Source organism: Streptomyces sp. NPDC089919 (genome assembly GCF_040684615.1).
Classification (GTDB): Bacteria; Actinomycetota; Actinomycetes; order Streptomycetales; family Streptomycetaceae; genus Streptomyces.
In genome coordinates, this window is the sequence record NZ_JBFBGK010000124.1 from 1 (window position 1) to 21,517 (window position 21,517).

At 73.6% G+C, this 21,517-nt stretch carries 13 protein-coding genes and 1 riboswitch; of the genes, 4 read left to right on the plus strand and 9 right to left on the minus strand.

Going from position 1 to position 21,517, the window contains the following annotated elements:
• Positions 1-224: 224 nt before the first annotated feature.
• The 3 genes from AB0O40_RS33070 to AB0O40_RS33080 all read right to left on the minus strand — a co-directional run bounded on the left by AB0O40_RS33070 (position 225) and on the right by AB0O40_RS33080 (position 3,761).
• Complete coding sequence (locus tag AB0O40_RS33070) at positions 225-1,772, minus strand: precorrin-2 C(20)-methyltransferase (protein ID WP_365049203.1); 1,548 nt, start codon at positions 1,770-1,772, stop codon at positions 225-227.
• A complete protein-coding gene (locus AB0O40_RS33075; RefSeq protein WP_365049204.1) occupies positions 1,769-2,416 on the minus strand; it encodes a precorrin-8X methylmutase in 648 nt (215 codons plus the stop codon). Before AB0O40_RS33075 ends, AB0O40_RS33070 begins: the two co-directional genes overlap by 4 nt.
• A 73-nt stretch (positions 2,417-2,489) precedes the next feature.
• On the minus strand, positions 2,490-3,761 hold the full coding sequence (locus AB0O40_RS33080) for a cobalamin biosynthesis protein CobG (protein WP_365049205.1): 1,272 nt from the start codon (positions 3,759-3,761) through the stop codon (positions 2,490-2,492).
• A 198-nt stretch (positions 3,762-3,959) separates the two neighbouring features.
• Positions 3,960-4,044, plus strand: a riboswitch (cobalamin riboswitch).
• Positions 4,045-4,098: 54 nt separating this feature from the next.
• Here AB0O40_RS33080 and cobN point away from each other — a divergent pair.
• Positions 4,099-7,707 carry a cobaltochelatase subunit CobN gene (gene cobN / locus AB0O40_RS33085; protein WP_365049206.1) on the plus strand — a complete coding sequence of 1,203 codons (3,609 nt, stop codon included), beginning with the start codon at positions 4,099-4,101 and terminating at the stop codon, positions 7,705-7,707.
• Between the two features lie 185 nt (positions 7,708-7,892).
• Positions 7,893-10,145 carry a germacradienol/geosmin synthase gene (locus tag AB0O40_RS33090; RefSeq protein ID WP_365049207.1) on the plus strand — a complete coding sequence of 751 codons (2,253 nt, stop codon included), beginning with the start codon at positions 7,893-7,895 and terminating at the stop codon, positions 10,143-10,145.
• A gap of 1 nt (position 10,146) precedes the next feature.
• Here the strand turns inward: AB0O40_RS33090 and AB0O40_RS33095 are convergent, their stop codons facing one another.
• The 6 genes from AB0O40_RS33095 to AB0O40_RS33120 all read right to left on the minus strand — a co-directional run bounded on the left by AB0O40_RS33095 (position 10,147) and on the right by AB0O40_RS33120 (position 18,355).
• Positions 10,147-11,340, minus strand: a complete 1,194-nt coding sequence (locus AB0O40_RS33095) for a glycoside hydrolase family 6 protein (RefSeq protein ID WP_365049208.1) — start codon at positions 11,338-11,340, stop codon at positions 10,147-10,149.
• A gap of 118 nt (positions 11,341-11,458) precedes the next feature.
• A complete protein-coding gene (locus AB0O40_RS33100) occupies positions 11,459-12,610 on the minus strand; it encodes an XdhC/CoxI family protein (RefSeq protein ID WP_365049209.1) in 1,152 nt (383 codons plus the stop codon).
• Between the two features lie 65 nt (positions 12,611-12,675).
• Positions 12,676-14,139 carry an NCS2 family permease gene (locus AB0O40_RS33105; RefSeq protein ID WP_365049210.1) on the minus strand — a complete coding sequence of 488 codons (1,464 nt, stop codon included), beginning with the start codon at positions 14,137-14,139 and terminating at the stop codon, positions 12,676-12,678.
• A 318-nt stretch (positions 14,140-14,457) separates the two neighbouring features.
• The gene (pucD, locus tag AB0O40_RS33110) at positions 14,458-16,857 is read right to left on the minus strand and encodes a xanthine dehydrogenase subunit D (RefSeq protein ID WP_365049211.1); all 2,400 of its coding nucleotides are present in this window, start codon (positions 16,855-16,857) and stop codon (positions 14,458-14,460) included.
• Between the two features lie 2 nt (positions 16,858-16,859).
• On the minus strand, positions 16,860-17,459 hold the full coding sequence (locus AB0O40_RS33115) for a (2Fe-2S)-binding protein (RefSeq protein ID WP_365049212.1): 600 nt from the start codon (positions 17,457-17,459) through the stop codon (positions 16,860-16,862).
• A gap of 2 nt (positions 17,460-17,461) precedes the next feature.
• Positions 17,462-18,355: an FAD binding domain-containing protein gene (locus AB0O40_RS33120; protein ID WP_365049213.1), complete on the minus strand. Its 894-nt coding sequence runs from the start codon at positions 18,353-18,355 to the stop codon at positions 17,462-17,464.
• 253 nt (positions 18,356-18,608) lie between these two features.
• Here AB0O40_RS33120 and AB0O40_RS33125 point away from each other — a divergent pair, with 253 nt between their 5' ends.
• Both AB0O40_RS33125 and AB0O40_RS33130 read left to right on the plus strand, forming a co-directional pair.
• Positions 18,609-20,273, plus strand: a complete 1,665-nt coding sequence (locus AB0O40_RS33125; RefSeq protein ID WP_365049214.1) for a PucR family transcriptional regulator ligand-binding domain-containing protein — start codon at positions 18,609-18,611, stop codon at positions 20,271-20,273.
• A 156-nt stretch (positions 20,274-20,429) separates the two neighbouring features.
• Positions 20,430-21,206, plus strand: coding sequence for a hypothetical protein (locus tag AB0O40_RS33130; RefSeq protein ID WP_365049215.1), 777 nt, complete (start codon positions 20,430-20,432; stop codon positions 21,204-21,206).
• Positions 21,207-21,517: the final 311 nt, after the last annotated feature.

A 21,517-nucleotide genomic window follows, 5' to 3' on the forward strand; every position in this document is an offset into this window, starting at 1 on the left:
CGAAACCGTGGGCTCCGCCCCCGGACCCCCGCGCCTCAATCGCCGGCGAGGCTGGACAGGCCCGCCGTAGCCCCGGCAAATCCAGCCTCGCCGGCGTTTGAGGCGCGGGGTGCGGGGCGGAGCCCCGAGACCTGGGCCCCGTCCCCGCTACGCTCCCGCCCCGGCGGGGCAATCCCCGCGCCCGAGGCCCGGGGCGGAGCCCCGGAACCGGGGCCACGCCCCGCCTACTTCTCCGGGTACCTCCGCGGCGTCCACGCGACAGCCTGCCCGTCCCCGCGCCGTACCACCCGCGTCTGGGAGGAGCCGATCAGCAGCAGGGTGCGCATGTCGACCTGGGTCGGGTCGAGGTCGGCGAGGTGGACGATGCGGACGGACTGCTCGGGGCCGCCCACGTCGCGCGCCATGACCACCGGGGTGTCCGGGGCCCGGTGCTCCAGCAGGAGTTCCCGGGCCTTGGCGACCTGCCAGGTGCGGCTGCGGGAGCCGGGGTTGTACAGGGCGAGCACCAGGTCGGCGGCGGCCGCGGCGTGCAGGCGTTCCGCGATCACCTCCCAGGGCTTGAGCCGGTCGGAGAGCGAGATCGTCGCGTAGTCGTGGCCCAGCGGGGCGCCGGCCGCGGCGGCCGCCGCGTTGGCCGCGGTGACCCCGGGCAGCACCCGTACCGGCACGTCCCGGTACTCGTCCTGGGCCGCGACCTCCAGGACGGCGGTGGCCATCGCGAAGACGCCCGGGTCGCCGCCGGAGACCACGGCCACCCGCTTGCCGCGCCGCGCCAGGTCCAGCGCGAACTCGGCCCGCTCCGACTCGACCTTGTTGTCCGAGCCGTGCCGGACCTGCCCCGGCCGCCGCGGCACCCGGTCCAGGTACGTGGTGTACCCGACCAGCACCTCCGCGTCGGCCAGCGCCCGCTTGGACTCCGGCGTGAGCCACAGCGGCCCGGCGGGCCCGGTGCCGACCACCACGACCTCGCCGGCGTCGGCCGCCGCGGCGGCCGGCCCGGAGCCCGGGTTGCCGATCCGGCTCGGTACCACGGCCACCGCGAAGTACGGCACCGACTCCGGGTCGGTGTCGGCCAGTTCGCCGAGCCGTTCGCCCGGCATGGTGGCCCGCTCGACGTACCGCGCCTCGGCCAGCCGGCCCGAGCGCTCCATGGCGCCGCGGACCGCGGGGAAGGTGCGGCCGAGCTTCATGACCACGGCCGAGTCGGTGGCGGCCAGCCGGGCGGTCAGTTCCTCCTCCGGCAGCGTGCCGGGCAGGATGGTGAGGACCTCCTCGCCCTCCACCAGCGGCGTCTGCAGGCGCGCGGCGGCGGCGCTGACGGAGGTGACGCCGGGGATCACCTCGGTCCGGTAGCGGTCGGCCAGCCGCTTGTGCATGTGCATGTACGAGCCGTAGAAGAGCGGGTCGCCCTCGGCGAGGACGGCCACCGTCCGGCCGGCGTCCAGGTGGACGGCGAGCCGGGCGGCGGCGGAGGCGTAGAACTCCTCCATCGCGCCCTGGTAGCCGCCGGGGTGGTCGGTGGTCTCGGTGGTGACCGGGTAGACCAGCGGCTCCTCGACGTGGTCCGCGCGCAGGTGGGCGGCGGCGATGGAGCGGGCGATGGACCGGCCGTGCCGGGCGCTGTGGTAGGCGATGACGTCCGCCTCGGCGATGACCTGGACGGCCCGCAGCGTCATCAGGTTCGGGTCGCCCGGGCCGAGTCCGACGCCGTAGAGGCGGCCGGCCGCCGGGGCCGTGTCCTGCGGGGTGCCGGGGGTGCGGGTGTCGCTCATTCTTCCTCGCTCGCGATCGCGTTGATCGCGGCGGCGGCGATGGCGCTGCCGCCCCGCCGGCCCCGCACGATCAGGTGGTCCAGGCCCGAGGGGTGCGCGGCGAGCGCGTCCTTGGACTCGGCGGCGCCGATGAAGCCCACCGGTACGCCGATCACCGCGGCCGGGCGCGGGGCGCCCTCCTCGATCATCTCCAGCAGCCGGAAGAGGGCGGTCGGGGCGTTGCCGACGGCGACCACGGAGCCCTCCAACAGGCCCTGGTCCCGCCACAGTTCGAGCGCGGCGGCGCTGCGGGTGGTGCCCATCTTGCGGGCCAGCTCGACGACGTCGGGGTCGGAGAGGGTGCACACGACCCGGTTGTCGGCGGGCAGCCGCTTGCGGGTCACGCCGCTGGCGACCATCTGCACGTCGCACAGGATCGGCGCGCCGGCGTGCAGCGCGGCGCGGCCGCGCAGCACCACGTCCGCGGTGTAGCCGAGGTCCTTGGTGAGGTCGGTCATCCCGCAGGCGTGAATCATGCGCACCGCGACCTGGGCGACCGAGGCGGGCAGCCCCGCGAGGTCCGCCTCGGCGCGGATCGTGGCAAAGGACTGGCGGTAGATCGCCGCGCCGTCCTTCTCGTACTCGAACACTGTGTACTCGCTCATCTCTTCACTGCGGGTGGACGGAACTACTGCTGTGCGTACTGGTGTTGAAAGGGCCTCGGGGCGGGCGGTGCGGTCAGGGCGTCCGGTCGGCGACCTCGTACCCCGACGCGGTGGCGACCACGTCCAGCCAGCCGGTGCCGCGCGGGTGGCCGCACCGGCGCTCGCAGCCGGACCAGTGCACGGGCAGCACGGCCCGGCCCGGCCGGCCGGGCACCCCGCCGGCGGCGGCCCGCGCGTCGGCCCGGACGTCGGCCAGCGACTTGGCGCAGCCGGGCCGGCCGGTGCAGGCGGTGACCGCCTCCCAGGGGCTGCCGGGGGCGACCACCAGGCCGCTGCGGGCCAGCAGTGCGGCGGCGTCGTCGGGTGCGCCCGGCAGGACCACGCTCCGCCAGGGGGTGAGGCGCAGCGGACCGGCGCACCGCTCCGCGGCCTCGGCCAGGGCGGCCCACTGCTCCGGACCGAGCCGGCCCAGCGGTACCAGTGCGCAGAGTGCGGGCCGGTCACCGGCGCCGACCTGGCCGGGCCGGGGCGGCGCGCCGACCGGCCAGGCGGGCCCGGCGACCCGGGTCGCGGGGATGCCGGCCGCAGCCAGCCGGCGCGTGAACTCCACAGCGTCCAGGGCGTGTTCGGACGGCAGCTCGGCGACCCTCCAGGCCTTGGTGCCGGCCGCGCCGGCGGCGTCGAGGAAGTACCCGGCGGCCAGCAGCGCGGCCCGGGCCGCGGCCGCGGCCGGCACCTCGGCGGCCTCGTCGGCCGCGCCGAGCCGGACCAGCGCCCGGCCCCCGCCGGCAGCCGCCGGCCCGGCTGCCCCGTCCCCGGCCGGGGGGCGGGGCACGGCGAGCACGGTGACGTCCGGCGCCAGGGCCGCCACGTCCCCGCGGCCGTCGTCGAAGGCGAACAGGAAGCGGCCGGAGAGGCCGGCCGCCCGGGCGTCCGCGCACAGCAGCCGGTCGAACTCCCGCGCCCAGGGCTGCACATCGGGCCGGTCGGGGCCCTCGAGTCCGGACAGCGGGCCGGCGACGATGTTGCGCACCCGCTCGTGGCCGGGCGCGGGCAGCAGCCCGGCCTCGTCCAGCAGGGCGGCCAGGTCGCCGCCGCAGCCCGCGGCGAGCCCGCGCAGCTGGACGTTGCCGCGGGAGGTGAGGTCGAGGTGCCCGTCGCCCAGGCGCGCGGCGGCCCGGCCGAGCAGGCCGGCCTGCCGGGCGGTCAGCCGGCCGGCCGGCAGCCGGACCCGGGCGAGGTACCCGTCGTCCGCCGCGTGCAGGCGCAGCGCACCCGGGCAGGCGTCGGCGCCGTCCCGGATGACGGTTTCGTCCCGGGACGCGGCGGAGGGGGGCGGTGGCATGGCGGCGAGCATACCCACGATCGGCGGGCTCCGGCCTGTGGCCGTCGCCACCCTCGGGCACCCCCGGCCCCACCCCCGCCAGGGCCCCCACCAGCCCCCGCCACCTGTGACAACCCCGCCTCCCGCCCCGCCGCCGGGCCGCATAGGATGCCCTTCGTCGGGCCACCTGGCCCGGCACCGCCGAAGGCGGCGTCATGGGAGGAAGCCCGGTGCGAATCCGGCGCGGTCCCGCCACTGTGAGCCGGGTGCCTGCACAGCGCAGCACCGGGTGAGTCAGGAACTCCCGCCGACCTTCACTGCCCGGGGCGCGGAAACCCCGAGGAAGGCCAGCCGCCGCATGATCCTGCTGCTGTCGACGTCGGACACCGACCTGCTGAGCGCCCGTGCCGCCGACGGCCCGGTCCCGTACCGGTTCGCCAACCCCTCCCGGCTCCCGCTGGACGACCTCCCCGCGCTCCTCGCCGAGGCGGAGCTGGTCGTGGTACGCCTGCTCGGCGGCCTGCGGGCCTGGCAGGAGGGCCTGGACCTGCTGCTGGCGCCCGGGCAGCACAAGCCGGTGGTGGTCCTGACCGGCGAACAGGCCCCGGACGCCCAGCTGATGGAGGCCTCCACGGTCCCGATCGGCATCGCGGCCGAGGCGCACGCCTACCTCGCGCACGGCGGCCCCGCCAACCTGGAGCAGCTGGCCCGGTTCCTCTCCGACACCGTCCTGCTGACCGGCCACGGCTTCGAGCCGCCCGCCGCCTCGCCGTCCTGGGGCCCGCTGGAGCGCACCGCCCGGCCCGTCGAGGGCGGTCCGACGGTGGCCGTGCTCTACTACCGCGCCCACCAGATGAGCGGCAACACCGCCTTCGTCGAGGCGCTGTGCACGGCCCTTGAGGAGGCCGGGGCCAACGCCCTGCCGCTGTACGTCGCCTCGCTGCGGGCCCCCGAGCCGGAGCTGCTGGCCGAGCTGGCGGCCGCCGACGCGATCGTCACCACCGTCCTGGCGGCCGGCGGCACCCGCCCCGCCGAGGCCTCGGCCGGCGGGGACGACGAGTCCTGGGACGCGGGGGCGCTGGCCGCCCTGGACGTCCCGATCCTCCAGGCCCTGTGCCTGACCGGGTCGCGCAGCACCTGGGAGGAGAACGACGAGGGCCTGTCGCCGCTCGACGCCGCCAGCCAGGTCGCGGTGCCGGAATTCGACGGCCGCCTGATCACCGTGCCGTTCTCCTTCAAGGAGATCGACGAGGACGGGCTGCCGGCCTACGTCGCCGACCCCGAGCGGGCCGCCCGGGTGGCCGGCACCGCCGTCCGGCACGCCCGGCTGCGGCACATCCCGAACGCCGACAAGCGCCTGGCGCTGGTGCTCTCCGCGTACCCGACCAAGCACTCCCGGATCGGCAACGCCGTCGGCCTGGACACCCCCGCCAGCGCCGTGGCGCTGCTGCGCCGGCTGCGCGCCGAGGGCTACGACTTCGGTCCGGTGGAGGAGATCCCCGGCCTGGTCTCCGGCGACGGCGACGAGCTGATCCGCGCCCTGATCGAGGCCGGCGGCCACGACCAGGACTGGCTGACCGAGGAGCAGCTGGCCCGCAACCCCGTGCGCATCCCCGCCGCCGACTACAAGCGGTGGTACGCGCAGCTGCCCGCGGAACTCCGCGAGCAGGTCGAGGAGCACTGGGGCCCTGCGCCCGGCGAGATGTTCCTGGACCGGACGCACAACCCGGAGGGCGACATCGTCCTCGCGGCGCTGCGCCGCGGGAACCTGCTGATCCTGATCCAGCCGCCGCGCGGCTTCGGCGAGAACCCGATCGCGATCTACCACGACCCGGACCTGCCGCCCTCGCACCACTACCTGGCGGCGTACCGCTGGATCCAGGCCGCGGCCGAGGACGGCGGCTTCGGCGCCGACGCGATGGTCCATCTGGGCAAGCACGGCAACCTGGAGTGGCTGCCGGGCAAGAACGCCGGTCTCTCCGCGGCCTGCGCGCCCGACGCGGCCCTCGGCGACCTGCCGCTGGTCTACCCGTTCCTGGTCAACGACCCGGGCGAGGGCACCCAGGCCAAGCGCCGGGTGCACGCCACGCTGGTCGACCACCTGGTGCCGCCGATGGCGCGGGCCGACTCCTACGGCGACATCGCCCGGCTCGAGCAGCACCTGGACGAGTACGCCCAGATCTCCTCGATGGACCCGGCCAAGCTGCCGGCCATCCGAGCGCAGATCTGGACCCTGATCCAGGCCGCGAAGCTGGACCACGACCTGGGCCTGGCCGAGCGTCCGGACGACGACGGCTTCGACGACTTCCTGCTGCACGTCGACGGCTGGCTGTGCGAGGTCAAGGACGCGCAGATCCGTGACGGACTGCACGTCCTGGGCGGCGCGCCCACCGGCCCCGAGCGGGTCAACCTCGTGCTGGCGATCCTGCGCGCCCGGCAGATCTGGGGCGGTACCACCGCCCTGCCGGGTCTGCGCGAGGCGCTGGGCCTGGACGAGTCCAAGGCCACCCGCACCTCCGCCGACGAGGCCGAGGAGCAGGCCCGGGCGCTGGTCGAGGCCATGGAGGCGGCGGACTGGGACCCGGCGGCGGTGGCCGCGGTGGCCGCGGGCCACTCGGCCGCGGTCGCGGACGTCCTGCACTTCGCGGCCCGCGAGGTGGTGCCGCGGCTGGCCGCGACCACCGACGAACTGGCCCACGCGGTGCACGCGTTGAACGGCGGCTTCGTGCCGGCGGGCCCCTCCGGCTCGCCGCTGCGCGGCCTGGTCAACGTCCTGCCGACCGGCCGCAACTTCTACTCGGTGGACCCCAAGGCCGTGCCCTCGCGGCTGGCCTGGGAGACCGGTCAGGCGCTGGCCGACTCGCTGCTGGAGCGCTACCGCACCGACAACGGCGAGTGGCCGGCCTCGGTGGGCCTGTCGCTGTGGGGCACCAGCGCGATGCGCACCGCGGGCGACGACGTCGCCGAGGCGATGGCGCTGCTGGGCGTCCGGCCGGTGTGGGACGAGGCCTCCCGCCGGGTGACCGGCCTGGAGCCGATCCCGCCGGCGGAGTTGGGCCGGCCCCGCATCGACGTGACCCTGCGCATCTCGGGCTTCTTCCGGGACGCCTTCCCGCACGTGATCGGGCTGCTGGACGACGCGGTCCGGCTGGCCGCCTCGCTGGAGGAGGCCGCCGAGGACAACTACGTCCGGGCGCACGCCCAGGCGGACCTGGCCGAGCACGGCGACGAGCGCCGGGCCACCACCCGTATCTTCGGCTCCCGGCCGGGCACCTACGGCGCGGGCATCCTCCAGCTGATCGACAGCCGGGACTGGCGCACCGACGCGGACCTGGCCGAGGTCTACACGGTCTGGGGCGGGTACGCGTACGGCCACGAGCTGAACGGCCGGCCGGCGCGGGCCGAGATGGAGTCGGCGTACAAGCGGATCACGGTGGCCGCGAAGAACACCGACACCCGCGAGCACGACATCGCCGACTCGGACGACTACTTCCAGTACCACGGCGGCATGGTGGCGACCGTGCGGGCGCTGCGCGGCACCGCCCCCGAGGCGTACATCGGCGACTCGACGCGGCCCGAGACGGTCCGCACCCGCACGCTGGTGGAGGAGACCTCCCGGGTCTTCCGGGCCCGGGTGGTCAACCCGAAGTGGATCGAGGCGATGCGCCGCCACGGCTACAAGGGCGCCTTCGAACTCGCCGCCACGGTGGACTACCTGTTCGGCTACGACGCCACCACCGGCGTGGTCGCCGACTGGATGTACGACAAGCTCACCGAGACGTACGTGCTGGACCCGGAGAACCGCGCCTTCCTCCAGGAGGCCAACCCGTGGGCCCTGCACGGCATCGCGGAGCGCCTGCTGGAGGCCGAGTCGCGCGGCATGTGGGAGAAGCCGGACCCGCAGGTGATCGAGCAGCTCCGGCAGGTCTTCCTGGAGACCGAGGGCGACCTCGAGGGCGAGGAGTAGGCGGCACCCCGGGCGCACTCCTCTATCCCGGATCCGCGCTCCGCGCCCGGGAAAAGGTACGACTGTCACCTGATGCGGTGAACCGCCCCATGGGCGGCGCCGGTCACGGGTAGGGCACCGCTGATCTCGTGCGCGGGACCGGACGAACCGGTCCCGCGCACTTCCACGAGAAAGGCCAGGGCCCGGTGACGCAGCCGTTCCAACTGCCGGATTTCTACGTCCCCCATCCGGCGCGACTCAACCCCCATCTGGAGGAGGCGAGGAGACACACCAAGGCGTGGGCCCGGGAGTTCGGGATGCTGGAGGGCTCCGGGGTCTGGGACGAGCACGACCTCGACTCCCACGACTACGCCCTGCTCTGCTCGTACACCCACCCCGACTGCGACGCCGACGTCCTGTCGCTGATCACCGACTGGTACGTGTGGGTCTTCTTCTTCGACGACCACTTCCTCGAGGTGTTCAAGCGCACCCAGGACCGCGAGGGCGCCCGGGCCTACCTCGACGCTCTGGCCGCCTTCATGCCGATGGACCTGGCCGAGGGCTTCCCCGAGCCGACCGGCCCGGTCGAGGCGGGGCTGCGGGACCTGTGGCTGCGGACCGTCCCCGCCATGTCGGCGGACTGGCGGGCCCGGTTCTCGGAGAGCACCCGCAACCTCCTCGACGAGTCGATGTGGGAGCTGCGCAACATCGACGTCGGCCGGGTGTCCAACCCGCTGGAGTACATCGAGATGCGCCGCAAGGTCGGCGGCGCGCCCTGGTCCGCGGGACTGGTCGAGTACGCCACCGCCGAGGTGCCGGCCCGGGTGGCCCGGTCCCGCCCGCTCAAGGTGCTGCGCGACTCCTTCGCGGACGCGGTGCATCTGCGCAACGACCTCTTCTCCTACCAGCGCGAGGTCGAGGACGAGGGTGAACTCTCCAACGCCGTACTGGTGTTGGAGACGTTCCTGGGCTGCTCCACCCAGGAGGCGGCGGAGCTCTCCAACGACCTGCTGACCTCCCGGCTGCACCAGTTCGAGCACACCGCGCTGACCGAGGTGCCCGCCCTGGCCCTGACCCACGGCCTCGGCCCGGCCGAACTCGCGGCCGTCGGCGGGTACGCCAAGGGCCTCCAGGACTGGCAGTCCGGCGGCCACGAGTGGCACATGGTCTCCAGCCGCTACATGAACGCGCACGCCCGGCCGACCGAGTCGGTGACGCTGCCCTTCCTGCCCGCCGGCCCCGGCACCGCCACCGTGGACGTACGCTCCCTCTTCGCGCCCCGGGCGGCCGAGTTGCGCCGGCGCAGCTTCTCGCACGTCCCCTTCACCCCGGTCGGGCCCTCCCTGCTGCCCGATGTCGGGCTGCCGTTCGCCCTGACGCTCAACCCGCACCTCGACCGGGTCCGGACCGAACTCCTCGACTGGTGCCGGGAGTCGGGGATGCTGGAGCCGCAGCCGGGCGACCCCGGCTCGGACGTGTGGACCGAGGAGAAGGCGGCCGGCTTCGACTTCGCGCTCTGCGCCGCGGGCATCGACCCGGACGCCGACGCCGGGCGGCTGGCCCTCGCCGCGCAGTGGCTGGCCTGGGGCACGTACGCGGACGACTACTTCCCGCGGGTCTTCGGCGCGGGCCGGTCCCCCGCCGGCGCCCGGCACGCGGTGGACCGGCTGGCCGCCATGGTCCCGGTCCACCCGGAGCTGGCTCCTGAGCCGGCGATCGTCCTGGAGCGCAGCCTCCGGGAGCTGTGGGCCCGGTCGGTGCGGGACCTGGACACACCCGTCCGCGAGGAGTTCCGCACCGCACTGCTCGACATGCTGGAGAGCTGGGTGTGGGAGGCGGACAACGTCACCGTCAACCGCGTCCCCGACCCGGTGGACTACGCGGAGATGCGGCGGCGCACCTTCGGCAGCGACCTGACGATGTTCATGGCCCGGCTCGGCCAAGAGGGCAAGGGCATGCCCGAGGAGGTCCGGCGGGCCGGGGTGGTGCGCTCCCTGGAGAACGCCGCGATGGACGTCGGCTGCATCGTCAACGACCTCTTCTCGTACCAGAAGGAGGTCGAGTTCGAGGGCGAGCTGCACAACCACGTCCTGGTGGCCCAGCACTTCTTCGGCATCGACTACCCGGCCGCCTTCCGGATCGTCGCCGACCTGATGCAGCGGCGGGCCGAGGAGTTCGTGCACATCCGCGACCACCACCTGCCGGTGCTCTACGACGACCACGGCCTGGACCCGGCGGCCCGCGCGGCGGCGGACGGGTACGTGCGGGAGCTGGAGGACTGGATGGCGGCGGTGCTGCACTGGCACCGCGAGACCGCCCGCTACCCGGCGGACCGGCTCTCCCACGTCCCCGCCGGGACGGCGGCCGCCGTCGCCGGCCTCCCGGCGGCCCCGGCGCCCCGGCCGGGCAGCCCCTCCTTCGGCATCCCGGTGCTCCGGCCGGCCCGGGCCGCGGGGTAGCTCACCTCACGAGGGCCGGGTTCGCCAGCCGTACGAGTTCCAGGGCCTGGTCGGCGAACCAGCCGCCGGCGCCCGGGTCCACGGTCCCCCGCTCGGGGTCCCGGGGCCCGGGGGTGCCGCGCAGGCAGGCCCCGTCCGACTCGCCGGGGGTCTTGATCCACAGCCTGGCGTCGTGCAGCGGGTCCCCGGTGGCGGTGCTGGGGCGGGCCCCCAGGCCCCGGCCGGGCGGGTTGCACCACTCCTGCGGGTCGGCGTACCGGCCGGCCGGGGCCTTCCAGGGGCCCCGGCCGTTGCGGCTGGTGTCGGTGATGAAGTGCTTCATCACCGCCGGGTCGGGGGTGCCGACGTGGGCGGTGAGCCAGGCGCGGGCCTCGTTGCGCGGGCGCCACTGGTCGGGGCAGTCGGCGCTGTCGCCGCCGCGCTCGGTGTAGAGCAGGCAGGCGGAGACGAGGTGGGCGAACCAGCCGTTGGCGTCGTCGGTGTTGTAGTTGGAGATGTTGACCGCGAAGCCGGTGGCCCGGGCGATGCCGGCCTGCCGCAGCCGGGGCACGATGTCGTTGACGGTGTGCCAGGTGGCGTGGCCGGTGTCCAGGTACACGTCGGTGGCCGGCTTGGCCTCCAGGGCCCGTACCGCGTAGTCGATCTCGGAGTAGCGGGCGGCGGTCCGGGTCCGGCCGAGGGCGTCCGCCCCGCTGGCGCACTCGCGCGGCAGCAGCGCCAGCGAGTCGGGCTCCAGGACGACCAGCGCCCGGTGGTCGTCGATCCCGCGGGCCACCGCGTCGATCCAGGAGCGGTAGGCCGCGCTGCCGCTGGCCCCGCCGGCGGAGTACTGGGAGCAGTCCCGGCCGGGGACGTTGTACAGCACCAGCACGGGCAGCGCGCCGCGCCGGAAGGCGTCCAGGGTGGTGGCCCGGGCCTCGGACTCGGCCCGGGCGGGGGTCTGGTCCCCCAGCCACACGGCGTGCGGGGTGCCGGCCATGGCGGTGATGGCGGCGGCCTCGCGGGAGCGCCCGGCCGCGGAGAGCTGCCGGGCCTGCGCGGCGGCGCCGGGGTTGGCGGCGGGGGTGTAGAGCGGGGTCTCGGCGGCCGCGGGCACGGGTGCCCCCGGGCTCTGCGCGAGGACCCCGGGGCCCTGCGCGAGCACCGCGGCGAAGGCGAGGGCGGCCAGGGCGAGGGCGGGGTGTCGGGGACTCACGGCCCGACGCTGACCGAGCCGCCCCCCACGGGTCAAGCAACCTTGCCCTAACGGCCCAAGGGCACAACCCGTGTGGGTTGCACCCTTGCGCGTACGTACGAGTGGCGGGGTCCGGCCCTCAGGCCACCGACCCGATCCGGCCGATCACTTTCTCGGCGCCGTTCTTGTGGATCGGGGTCTGGGCGCCGGTCAGGGCGGCGCCGCTGCCGCCGCGGCGGTTGGCGACGATCTCGGCGGCGATGGACAGGGCCGTCTCCTCCGGGGAGCGGGCGCCGAGGTCCAGGCCTATCGGGGAGCGCAGCCGGGCCAGCTCCAGCTCGGTGACGCCGACCTCGCGCAGCCGCTTGTTGCGGTCCTCGTGGGTGCGGCGGGAGCCCATCGCGCCGACGTAGGCGACCGGCATCTTGAGGGCCAGCTCCAGCAGCGGCACGTCGAACTTGGCGTCGTGGGTCAGCACGCACAGCACGGTCCGCGCGTCGACCTCGGTCGAGGCGAGGTAGCGGTGCGGCCAGTCGACCACGATCTCGTCGGCCTCGGGGAAGCGGGTCTTGGTCGCGAAGACGGGCCGGGCGTCGCACACGGTGACCCGGTAGCCGAGGAACTTGCCGATCCGCACCAGCGCGGAGGCGAAGTCGATGGCCCCGAAGACGATCATCCGGGGGGCCGGCACGCTGGACTCGACCAGCAGTTTCAGGGGGCTGCCGCACAGGCGCCCGTCGGCGCCCATCTCCAGGACGCCGGTCCGGCCGGCGTCGAGCATGGCGCGGGCCTCCTCGGCGACGGTGCGGTCCAGCTCGGGGTGGCCGCCGAGGCCGCCCTCCCAGGAGCCGTCGGCGCGGACCAGCACGGCCCGCCCCATCAGCTCGGCGGGGCCGTCGGCGACCCGGGCGACGGCCGCGGCCTCGCCCTGGGCGGCGGCGGCCAGGGCCGCCTCGAACACGGCCCGCTGCGGGGAGCCCACGCGGACCGGGGTGACCAGGATGTCGATGATGCCGCCGCAGGTCAGACCCACGGCGAAGGCGTCGTCATCGCTGTAGCCGAAGCGCTCCTGGACGGTCTCGCCGTCCTCCAGCGCCTGCTGGCACAGCTCGTAGACGGCACCCTCCACGCATCCGCCGGAGACCGAGCCGATCGCCGTGCCGTCGCTGTCGACGGCGAGGGCGGCACCGGGTTGCCGGGGGGCGCTGCCGCCGACGGCCACCACGGTGGCCACGGCGAAATCGCGTCCCTGCCGGGCCCACCGGGCCAGCTCTTCGGCGATGTCCAGCATGTCGGCCTCCCGGCGCGGTTCGGTTTCCAGTATCGGATGCGTGGAGGGTTCTCAGCAGGTCCGGATCAGTGGACGCCGAGCCATCCCTCGATGGGGTGCAGGGCGTAGAAGACCACGAAGATCGCCGTCAGGCCCCACATGAAGCCGCCGATCTCGCGGGCCTTGCCCTGGGCGAGCTTGATGACCACGTACGAGATGACGCCGGCGGCGACACCCGCGGTGATCGAGTACGTGAACGGCATCAGCACGACGGTGAGGAAGACCGGGATGCTGGTGGCGCTGTCGGCCCAGTCCACGTGGCGGGCGTTCTGCATCATCATCGCGCCGATGACCACCAGGGCGGCCGAGGCGACCTCACCCGGGACGATCTGCGTGATCGGGGTGAAGAAGAGGCAGGCGGCGAAGAAGAGGCCGGAGACGACCGAGGCGAGACCGGTACGGGCACCCTCGCCGACGCCGGTGGCGGACTCGACGAAGACGGTCTGGCCGGAGCCGCCGGCGATACCGCCGATGGCACCGCCGGCACCGTCGATGAACAGGGCCTTGGACAGGCCCGGCATGCGGCCCTTGTCGTCGGCCAGCTTGGCCTCGGTACCGACGCCGATGATGGTGGCCATCGCGTCGAAGAAGCCGGCCAGCACCAGGGTGAAGACGATCATGCCGACCGTCATCACGCCGACGTCGCCCCAGCCGCCGAACTCGACCTTGCCGAAGAGCGAGAAGTCGGGCATCGAGACCGCGGAGCCGGAGAGCTCCGGCGGGCCGTTCTTCCAGGCCTTGGGGTCGATGTCGGCGACGGCGTTGAGGATGGCCGCGAGGACGGTGCCGCCGACGATGCCGATCAGGATCGCGCCGGGCACCTTGCGCGCCTGCAGCGCGAAGATGGCGAGCAGGGTCACGCAGAAGATCAGGACGGGCCAGCCGGCGAGTTCACCGGTCGGGCCGAGGGTGACGGGCGGGCCGAACTCCGGGCCGCGGCCGACGAAGCCGGCCTTGAAGAGGCCGATCAGGGCGACGAACATGCCGATGCCCATGGTGATCGCGTGCTTGAGCGCGAGCGGGATCGCGTTCATGATCATCTCGCGGAGGCCGGTGACGACCAGGAGCATGATCACGACGCCGTACATCACGCACATGCCCATGGCCTGCGGCCAGGTCATCTCGGGGGCGACCTGCGAGGAGATCACGCCGGAGACGGAGAGGCCGGCGGCGAGGACCAGCGGGACCTTGCCGATGAAGCCCATCAGGAGGGTGGTGACGGCGGCGGCGAAGGCCGTGGCCGTGATCAGCGCCTTCTGGGACATGGTGTCGCCGGCGACGTCCTTGCCCGAGAGGATCAGCGGGTTGAGCAGGAGGATGTACGCCATCGCCATGAAGGTGGTGATGCCGCCGCGCACTTCGCGCGAGACGGTGGATCCTCTGTGGGTGATGTGAAAGTACCGGTCGAGCCAGGACCGACCCGCGGGGTTCAGAGCGCCGGAACCGGCGTCTTCCGCGGTGGTCTTGGGCTCCACTGACGACTGGGTCATGGTGCCTAACTCCCAAGGTTCAAAGGGGCACCCGCGATGGGGATTGGAAAGTGCGGGATTTGGGACCTGCGTTTGGCTGCACGACCCGGGGTGACGGCCCGAGCTGTGTTACTGCTGGGGTACTGCGGGCTCTGCTGTGTACTGCGGTACTGCGGGTTACTGCGGGGGGTGGAGCGGACCGCGAGCGGTGCGGTACTTCGTACTCCGGACGGTGTGCCGTGAAGTGTGACGTTCCCGTGCACACCGTCCGGAGAGTCTGGGGCCGGGACCTCGCGGTCCCGGGGTCCGGGGGCCTTTCGGCCCCCGGAGGACGCCGTCCTAGAGGGTGCCGGTGAGGGCCTCGGGACGGATCGGCGTCTTGTTGAGCTCCAGGCCGGTCGCCGCCCGGATCGCCGCGAGGACGGCCGGGGTGGACGACAGGGTGGGCGCCTCGCCCAGGCCGCGCAGGCCGTACGGGGCGTTCGGGTCGGCGAGCTCCAGGACGTCGACCGGGATGGTCGGGGTGTCGAGGATGGTCGGGATCAGGTAGTCCGTGAAGGAGGGGTTGCGCACCTTCGCGGTCTTCGGGTCCACGATGATCTCCTCCATGACCGCCACGCCGAGGCCCTGGGTGGTACCACCCTGGATCTGGCCGACCACGGAGAGCATGTTCAGCGCCTTGCCGACGTCCTGGGCGGTGGCCAGCTCGACGACCTTGACGAGGCCGAGCTCGGTGTCCACCTCGACCACCGCGCGGTGCGCGGCGAAGGTGTACTGGACGTGGCCGTCGCCCTGGCCGGTCTTCAGGTCGAAGGCGACCGTCGGACGGTGGCGGAACTCGAGCTCGAGGTCGATGGCCTCGTCCTCGAGGATGTCGGCGATGTCCGCGAGGACCTCGCCGGCGTCGGTGACGACCTTGCCGCCCTCCAGCAGGAGCTCGGCGTGGGCCCAGGCCGGGTGGTAGGAGCCGTTCTTGCGGCGGCCGATCTCCAGCAGCGCCTCGCGGACGGCCTCACAGGTGTTCTTCACCGCGCCACCGGTCATGTACGTCTGCCGGGAGGCGGACGTGGAACCGGCGGAGCCGACCTGGGTGTCGGCCGGGTGGATGGTGACCTGCGTGACGCCGAGCTCGGTACGGGCGATCTGGGCGTGCACGGTGACGCCGCCCTGGCCGACCTCCGCCATGGCCGTGTGGACCATCGCGACCGGCTCGCCGTTGATGACCTCCAGGCGCACCCGGGCGGTGGAGTAGTCGTCGAAGCCCTCGGAGAAGCCGACGTTCTTGATGCCGACCGCGTAGCCGACGCCGCGGACGACGCCCTCGCCGTGGGTGGTGTTCGACAGACCGCCGGGCAGCGCGCGGACGTCCGCGCCCTCGCCGGCCGTCTCCCACTGGCGCTCCGGCGGCAGCGGGCGGGCCTTGACCCGACGCAGCAGCTCGGCGACCGGGGCCGGGGAGTCCACGACCTGGCCGGTGGGCATGATCGTGCCCATCTCCATGGCGTTGAGCTGGCGGAACTCGACCGGGTCCATGCCCAGCTTCGCCGCGAGCTTGTCCATCTGGGCCTCGTACGCGAAGCAGGCCTGGACGGCGCCGAAGCCGCGCATCGCGCCGCAGGGCGGGTTGTTCGTGTAGAGCGCGATCGCCTCGATGTCGACGTCGTCGATGACGTACGGGCCGACGGAGAGGGAGGAGGCGTTGCCGACCACGGCCGGGGAGGCCGAGGCGTAGGCGCCGCCGTCCAGCACGATCTTGCACTTCATGTGCGTGATCTTGCCGTCCTTGGTGGCGCCGTGCTCGTACCAGAGCTTCGCCGGGTGGCGGTGCACGTGGCCGAAGAAGGACTCGAAGCGGTTGTAGACGATCTTGACCGGCTTGTTGGTCGCGAGGGCCAGCAGGCAGGCGTGGATCTGCATCGAGATGTCCTCGCGGCCACCGAAGGCACCGCCGACGCCGGAGAGCGTCATGCGCACCTTCTCCGGCGGCAGGCCCAGGACCGGGGCGATCTGCTGGAGGTCCGAGTGCAGCCACTGGGTGGCGACGTAGAGGTCGACGCCGCCGTCCTCGGAGGGCACCGCGAGGCCGGACTCCGGGCCGAGGAAGGCCTGGTCCTGCATGCCGAAGGTGTACTCGCCCTCGACGATCACGTCGGCGCGCTTGCGGGCCTCTTCCACGTTGCCGCGGATGATCGGCTGGCGGTGCACGATGTTCGGGTGCGGGACGTGACCGGAGTGGTGGTCGTCGCGGCCCTCGTGGATCAGCGGCGCGTCGGGGGCGAGGGCGGAGGCCTCGTCCGTGACGAGCGGCAGCTCCCGGTAGTCGATCTTGATCTTGGCGGCCGCGCGGCGGGCGGTCTCCGGGTGGTCGGCTGCCACCAGGGCGACCGGCTCACCGTGGTGCCGTACCCGGCCGTTGGCCAGGACCGGGGTGTCCTGGATCTCCAGGCCGTAGTTCTTCATCTCGGCCGGCAGGTCGTCGTACGTCAGCACCGAGTAGACGCCGGGCATGGCCAGCGCCTCGGAGATGTCGATGGACGCGATCTCGGCGTGCGCGACGGTGCTGCGCAGGGTCTGGCCCCACAGCATGTCCTCGTGCCACATGTCCGAGGAGTAGGCGAACTCACCGGTGACCTTGAGGGTGCCGTCCGGGCGGAGCGTGGACTCGCCGATGCCGCCCTTGTTGTGCTTCTGCGTGACGTTCGTCGGCGTACCGGCGGGCGTCGTACGGGTGTTGGCCATGGTCAGACCGCCTCAGACTGACGGGCGGCCGCCAGGCGGACCGCGTCGAGGATCTTCTCGTAGCCCGTGCAGCGGCAGAGGTTGCCGGACAGGGCCTCACGGATGTCCTGGTCGGACGGGGAGGAGTTCTCCTCCAGCAGCGCGTCCGCCTGGACCAGCAGACCCGGGGTGCAGAAACCGCACTGCACGGCGCCGGCGTCGATGAACGCCTGCTGGATGTTGGAGAGCTCGACGCCCTCGCCGGTCTGGGAGTCGGTGCCCTTGGCGGACCACTGCTTGGCCTCGTCCGTGGACACGCCCGCACCGCCGCCGCAGGCGCCGGTGCCGCAGGCGTGGCCGTGCGACTCGCGCTGCTTGGCGAAGTCGGCCAGGCCCTCGACGGTCACGACGTCGCGGCCCTCGACCTGACCGGCCGCGACCAGGCAGGAACAGACGGGTACGCCGTCGAGGCGGACGGTGCAGGAACCGCACTCGCCCTGCTCGCACGCGTTCTTCGAACCGGGCAGGCCCAGGCGCTCACGCAGGACGTAGAGGAGCGACTCGCCCTCCCAGACGTCGTCGGCTTCCTGCGGGCGACCGTTGACAGTGAAATTGACGCGCATGGTTACGCAGCCCCTTCAAGCGAGCGGCCGTTCGTGCCGCGGTACTGCTCCCACGTCCAGACGAGCTGACGGCGAGCAAGGATGCCGACCGCGTGCCGGCGGTACTTCGCCGTGCCACGGACGTCGTCGATCGGGTTGCACGCGGCGGAGGCGAGCTCACCGAACTGCTTGGCGATCGACGGGGTGATGACCTTGCCGTTGTCCCAGAAACCGCCCTCTTCGAGCGCGGCGTTCAGGAACTCCTCGGCGGCCTTGGCCCGGATCGGGGTCGGGGCTGCCGAGGCGATGCCCGTACGCACGGTGCGGGTGTCGCTGTGCACCGCCAGGCCGAAGCCGCAGACCGCGATGACCATCGCGTTGCGGGTGCCGACCTTGGAGTACTGCTGCGGACCGGTGGCGTTCTTGATGTGCACCGTCTTGATGAGCTCGTCGGCGGCGAGCGCGTTGCGCTTGACGCCGGTGTAGAACTCGTCGATCGGGATCAGGCGCGAACCACGTACCGACTCGACCTCGACATGGCAGTCGGCGGCGAGCAGCGCGGGGTGGGAGTCGCCGGCGGGCGAGGCGCAACCGAGGTTGCCGCCGACGCCGCCGCGGTTGCGGATCTGCGGGGACGCGACCGTGTGCGAGGCGAGCGCGAGCCCCGGCAGCGTGCTGCGCAGGTTCTCCATGATCTGGGTGTACGGGACGGAGGCGCCCAGCTTGGTGACCTCCTCGCCTACCTCCCACTCCCGCAGCAGCTCGATGCGGTTGAGGTCGAGGAGGTACTCCGGACGGCGGTGGTCGAAGTTGATCTCGACCATGATGTCGGTGCCACCCGCGATCGGCACAGCTGTGGGGTACTCGGCCTTAGCGGCGAGCGCCTCCTCCCAGCTGGCGGGGCGAAGGAAGTCCATGTGCGGCTCTCTTCTTCTTAATCGGGTCGTTCACTTCAAGCCAGGAGGGCCAAAGTCCCTCGACTGGTCGTTCACGTGCTGTTAACGCGGTGTGGAGTCAGTACACAAGCCGCGCATCCCTCGGGTGCAGTCACCGAAACCATGAAGCAGTTGGCTGGCTGCCTCCTTCGTCTTGTAGATTCGTATGAAAGGCGAGTCGCGCTGACCTCGCCGATTCCCAACGGCAACATCGAGACAGATCGGCGGCGACCCCATGCGGCTGCGCGCACTGCTGGAAACCGAGGCGCTGGGCCTGCGGCTGCTCGGCGGCGAGGAAGAGCTGGACCGGACCGTCCGTGGCGTGATGACCACGGATCTGAGGGACCCGAGCCGATACCTCTCTGGCGGAGAATTGGTGCTGACAGGGCTCGCGTGGCGTCGAAATTCAGCCGACTCCGAGCCTTTCGTACGAATCCTTGCGAGCGCCGGTGTCGCGGGCCTCGCGGCGGGCGAGGCGGAGATCGGGGGCATCCCGGAAGACCTCGTTTCGGCCTGTCTGCGCAACCGCCTGCCGCTGTTCGCGGTGAACGAGGACGTTGCATTCGCCACGATCACGGAATACGTGGTCCGGCAGGTGTCCGGAGAGCGCGCCGGAGACCTCGCGGCCGTGGTCGACCGGCACCGGAGGCTGATGACGTCGGGTCCCGCCGGTGGCGGACCGGACGTGGTGCTCGATCTGCTCACCACCGACCTCGATCTGCGCGCGTGGGTGCTCTCCCCCACGGGCCGGCAGATCGCCGGGGCCGGAGAGCCGCTCCCGCCGGGCGTGTGCGCGGCGCTGGCGAGCGAGCATCTGGCGGCCGTCCGGACAGGTCGCCGGGGCCCGCACCGGATCTCCATCCAGGGTATTACCTACTCCCTCTTCCCGATCAGGGGAGCGGGCCGGGCCGGGGCCGCGGGTGCCCGGGACGTCCGCGAGAGCGTGCTGTCGGACTGGCTGCTGGCGGTCGAGGCCGACGCCGGCGACTGGCCGGCCGAGCGGCTGGACCTGCTCCAGGGCGTCACCCAGCTGATCGCGGTCGAGCGGGACCGGCGGGACGCCGCCCGCACGGTGCGCCGCCGGCTCGCCCAGGAAGTGCTGGAGCTGGTGCAGACCGGCGCCGCGCCGGCCGAGATCGCGGCCCGCCTGCGGGTGGCCGCCCCGGTGCTGCTGCCGGGGCTCGGCGCGGCCCCGCACTGGCAGGTCGTGGTGGCCCGGGTGGACTGGGACGGCGGGGACATCCCCGGCGGCCCGGTGGCCCAGTCGCTGCTGGAGGAGATCCTGGTCGACCCGGGTGTCTCCGGGCCCGAGCCCTCCGACCGGATCGCGGTCGCCCATGCGGGCGACGAGGCCATCGCGCTGGTGCCGCTGCCGGCGCTGGCGGGCGAGGGCGAGCCCGACAAGGCCCTGCACGCCGACGCCCTGCTGGCGTCGGTGCGCGAGCCGCTGGCGGCCGGCCTGGCCGACGACGGGCGGCTCACCCTGGGCGTCAGCGCGGCGGTGCACTCGGCCGAGGGGCTGCGCGGGGCGCTGGAGGAGGCCCGGCACGCCCGCCGGGTGGCCGCGGCCCGGCCGGGCCGGGTCTGCGCCGCCGGCCACCACGAGCTGGCCTCGCACGTCCTGCTGCTGCCGTTCGTCCCGGACGACGTCCGGCGCGCCTTCACGGCCCGGCTGCTGGACCCGCTGCGGGACTACGACCGGCGCCACCGCGCGGAGCTCATCCCGACGCTCGAGGCCTTCCTCGACTGCGACGGCTCCTGGACCCGCTGCGCGACCCGGCTGCACCTGCACGTCAACACGCTGCGCTACCGGGTCGGCAGGATCGAGCAGTTGACGGCGCGTGACCTCTCGCGGCTGGAGGACAAGCTCGATTTCTTCCTCGCCCTGCGGATGAGCTGACGGAACGCCACCGGGGGTGGCGGCGGGCGCGGGGTCCTCAGGCGAAAACACGACGGATGGTTTGTGAAACCGTTCACCTGACCCCTTGGCCCAGCCCTCAGGTGTGTGCTGGGATTCGCCCCAAGGCTCGATGACGCGCGCTTTGGGGAGGGCAATGTGGCGGACACCGCCATGTCGAGTGCCGGTACGGCGTGGGGCGAGGACCCCCTCCAGCGGGCGATATGGCGGCTGCGCTCCCGCGGCTGTTGGTCGGATGCGGCGGAGCTGCTGACGCCGCACGCCGGGGCCCCGGGCCCCGCGGTGCAGCGCACGGCCCTGCTGGTGGAGCGGTGCCTGTTCACCGGGCAGGGCTGGGCGGAGGCCGAGGAGGCGCTGCGGCACGCCGAGGCGGTGGCCCGGGAGGACGACGAGCGGGGCGCCGCGGCCTGTGAGCGCGGGCAGCTGGCGTACGCGGCCACGGTCCTGGGCGTACGGGACCGGGCCGACGAGGCCCGCTCCGCGCTGGGCCGGGCCGCGGCCCTGCTGGCGCCGGGCTCCCGGACCCGGCCGCTGCTGGACTTCCGGCGGGGGCTGGTGGCCGAGCACCTGGCGGACTCGCCGCAGTCCGCGAAGCCGGCGTACCGGCGGGCCCATGCGGGGGCCCTGGCGCAGGGCGACACGCTGCTGCTGTCCTTCACGTGGCGGCACCTGGCCGGTCTGGCGCTGCGGGACGGCGAGCTGGCGGAGGCCCGGCAGGGCTTCTCGGAGTCCCTGCGGATCCGGGAGGAGCTGGGCTTCCTGGTCGGCACGGCCCCGGCGCTGGCCGCCCTCGCCGAAGCCGAACCCGAGCCGGAGGCCACCCGCCTCCGCGCCGAAGCCACCCGCCTCTTTCGCCTCCTGGGCGGCATCCCCACCTGGCTAGCCGACCAACTGACCCCCTCCCCCGCCACCTGACCGGCCCCGCGCCTGCTGGCTGCCCCGCCGTCCCGCCGCTCGGCAGCGGTACGGGGGCCAACCCAGCCCCGCCGGCGCTTGAGGCGACCGTCGCGGAGCGGCGGTGCGGGCCTGGGCTGCGCCCGGCACACCCAGCCTCGCCGGCGCTTGAGGCGCGGGGTCCGGGGCGGAGCCCCGAAAGCCCGTCGCGCAGCGGCGGGGCCGGGGGCCTACCCAGCCGCGCGGCGTTTGAGCGCACCGTCGCGGAGCGGCGGTACGGGGGATCCGGGGGCGGAGCCCACCGGTTTCGGGAAGGGGCGGGGTGGGGTATG

Bases quoted from the DNA above. Each gene is read 5' to 3' on its own strand.
- AB0O40_RS33080 (WP_365049205.1), bottom strand. From the start codon at position 3,761: ATGCCACCGCCCCCCTCCGCCGCGTCCCGGGACGAAACCGTCATCCGG.
- AB0O40_RS33105 (WP_365049210.1), bottom strand. From the start codon at position 14,139: ATGACCCAGTCGTCAGTGGAGCCCAAGACCACCGCGGAAGACGCCGGT.
- AB0O40_RS33070 (WP_365049203.1), bottom strand. From the start codon at position 1,772: ATGAGCGACACCCGCACCCCCGGCACCCCGCAGGACACGGCCCCGGCG.
- AB0O40_RS33125 (WP_365049214.1), top strand. From the start codon at position 18,609: ATGCGGCTGCGCGCACTGCTGGAAACCGAGGCGCTGGGCCTGCGGCTG.
- AB0O40_RS33115 (WP_365049212.1), bottom strand. From the start codon at position 17,459: ATGCGCGTCAATTTCACTGTCAACGGTCGCCCGCAGGAAGCCGACGAC.
- pucD (WP_365049211.1), bottom strand. From the start codon at position 16,857: ATGGCCAACACCCGTACGACGCCCGCCGGTACGCCGACGAACGTCACG.
- AB0O40_RS33075 (WP_365049204.1), bottom strand. From the start codon at position 2,416: ATGAGCGAGTACACAGTGTTCGAGTACGAGAAGGACGGCGCGGCGATC.
- AB0O40_RS33120 (WP_365049213.1), bottom strand. From the start codon at position 18,355: ATGGACTTCCTTCGCCCCGCCAGCTGGGAGGAGGCGCTCGCCGCTAAG.
- AB0O40_RS33100 (WP_365049209.1), bottom strand. From the start codon at position 12,610: ATGCTGGACATCGCCGAAGAGCTGGCCCGGTGGGCCCGGCAGGGACGC.
- cobN (WP_365049206.1), top strand. From the start codon at position 4,099: ATGATCCTGCTGCTGTCGACGTCGGACACCGACCTGCTGAGCGCCCGT.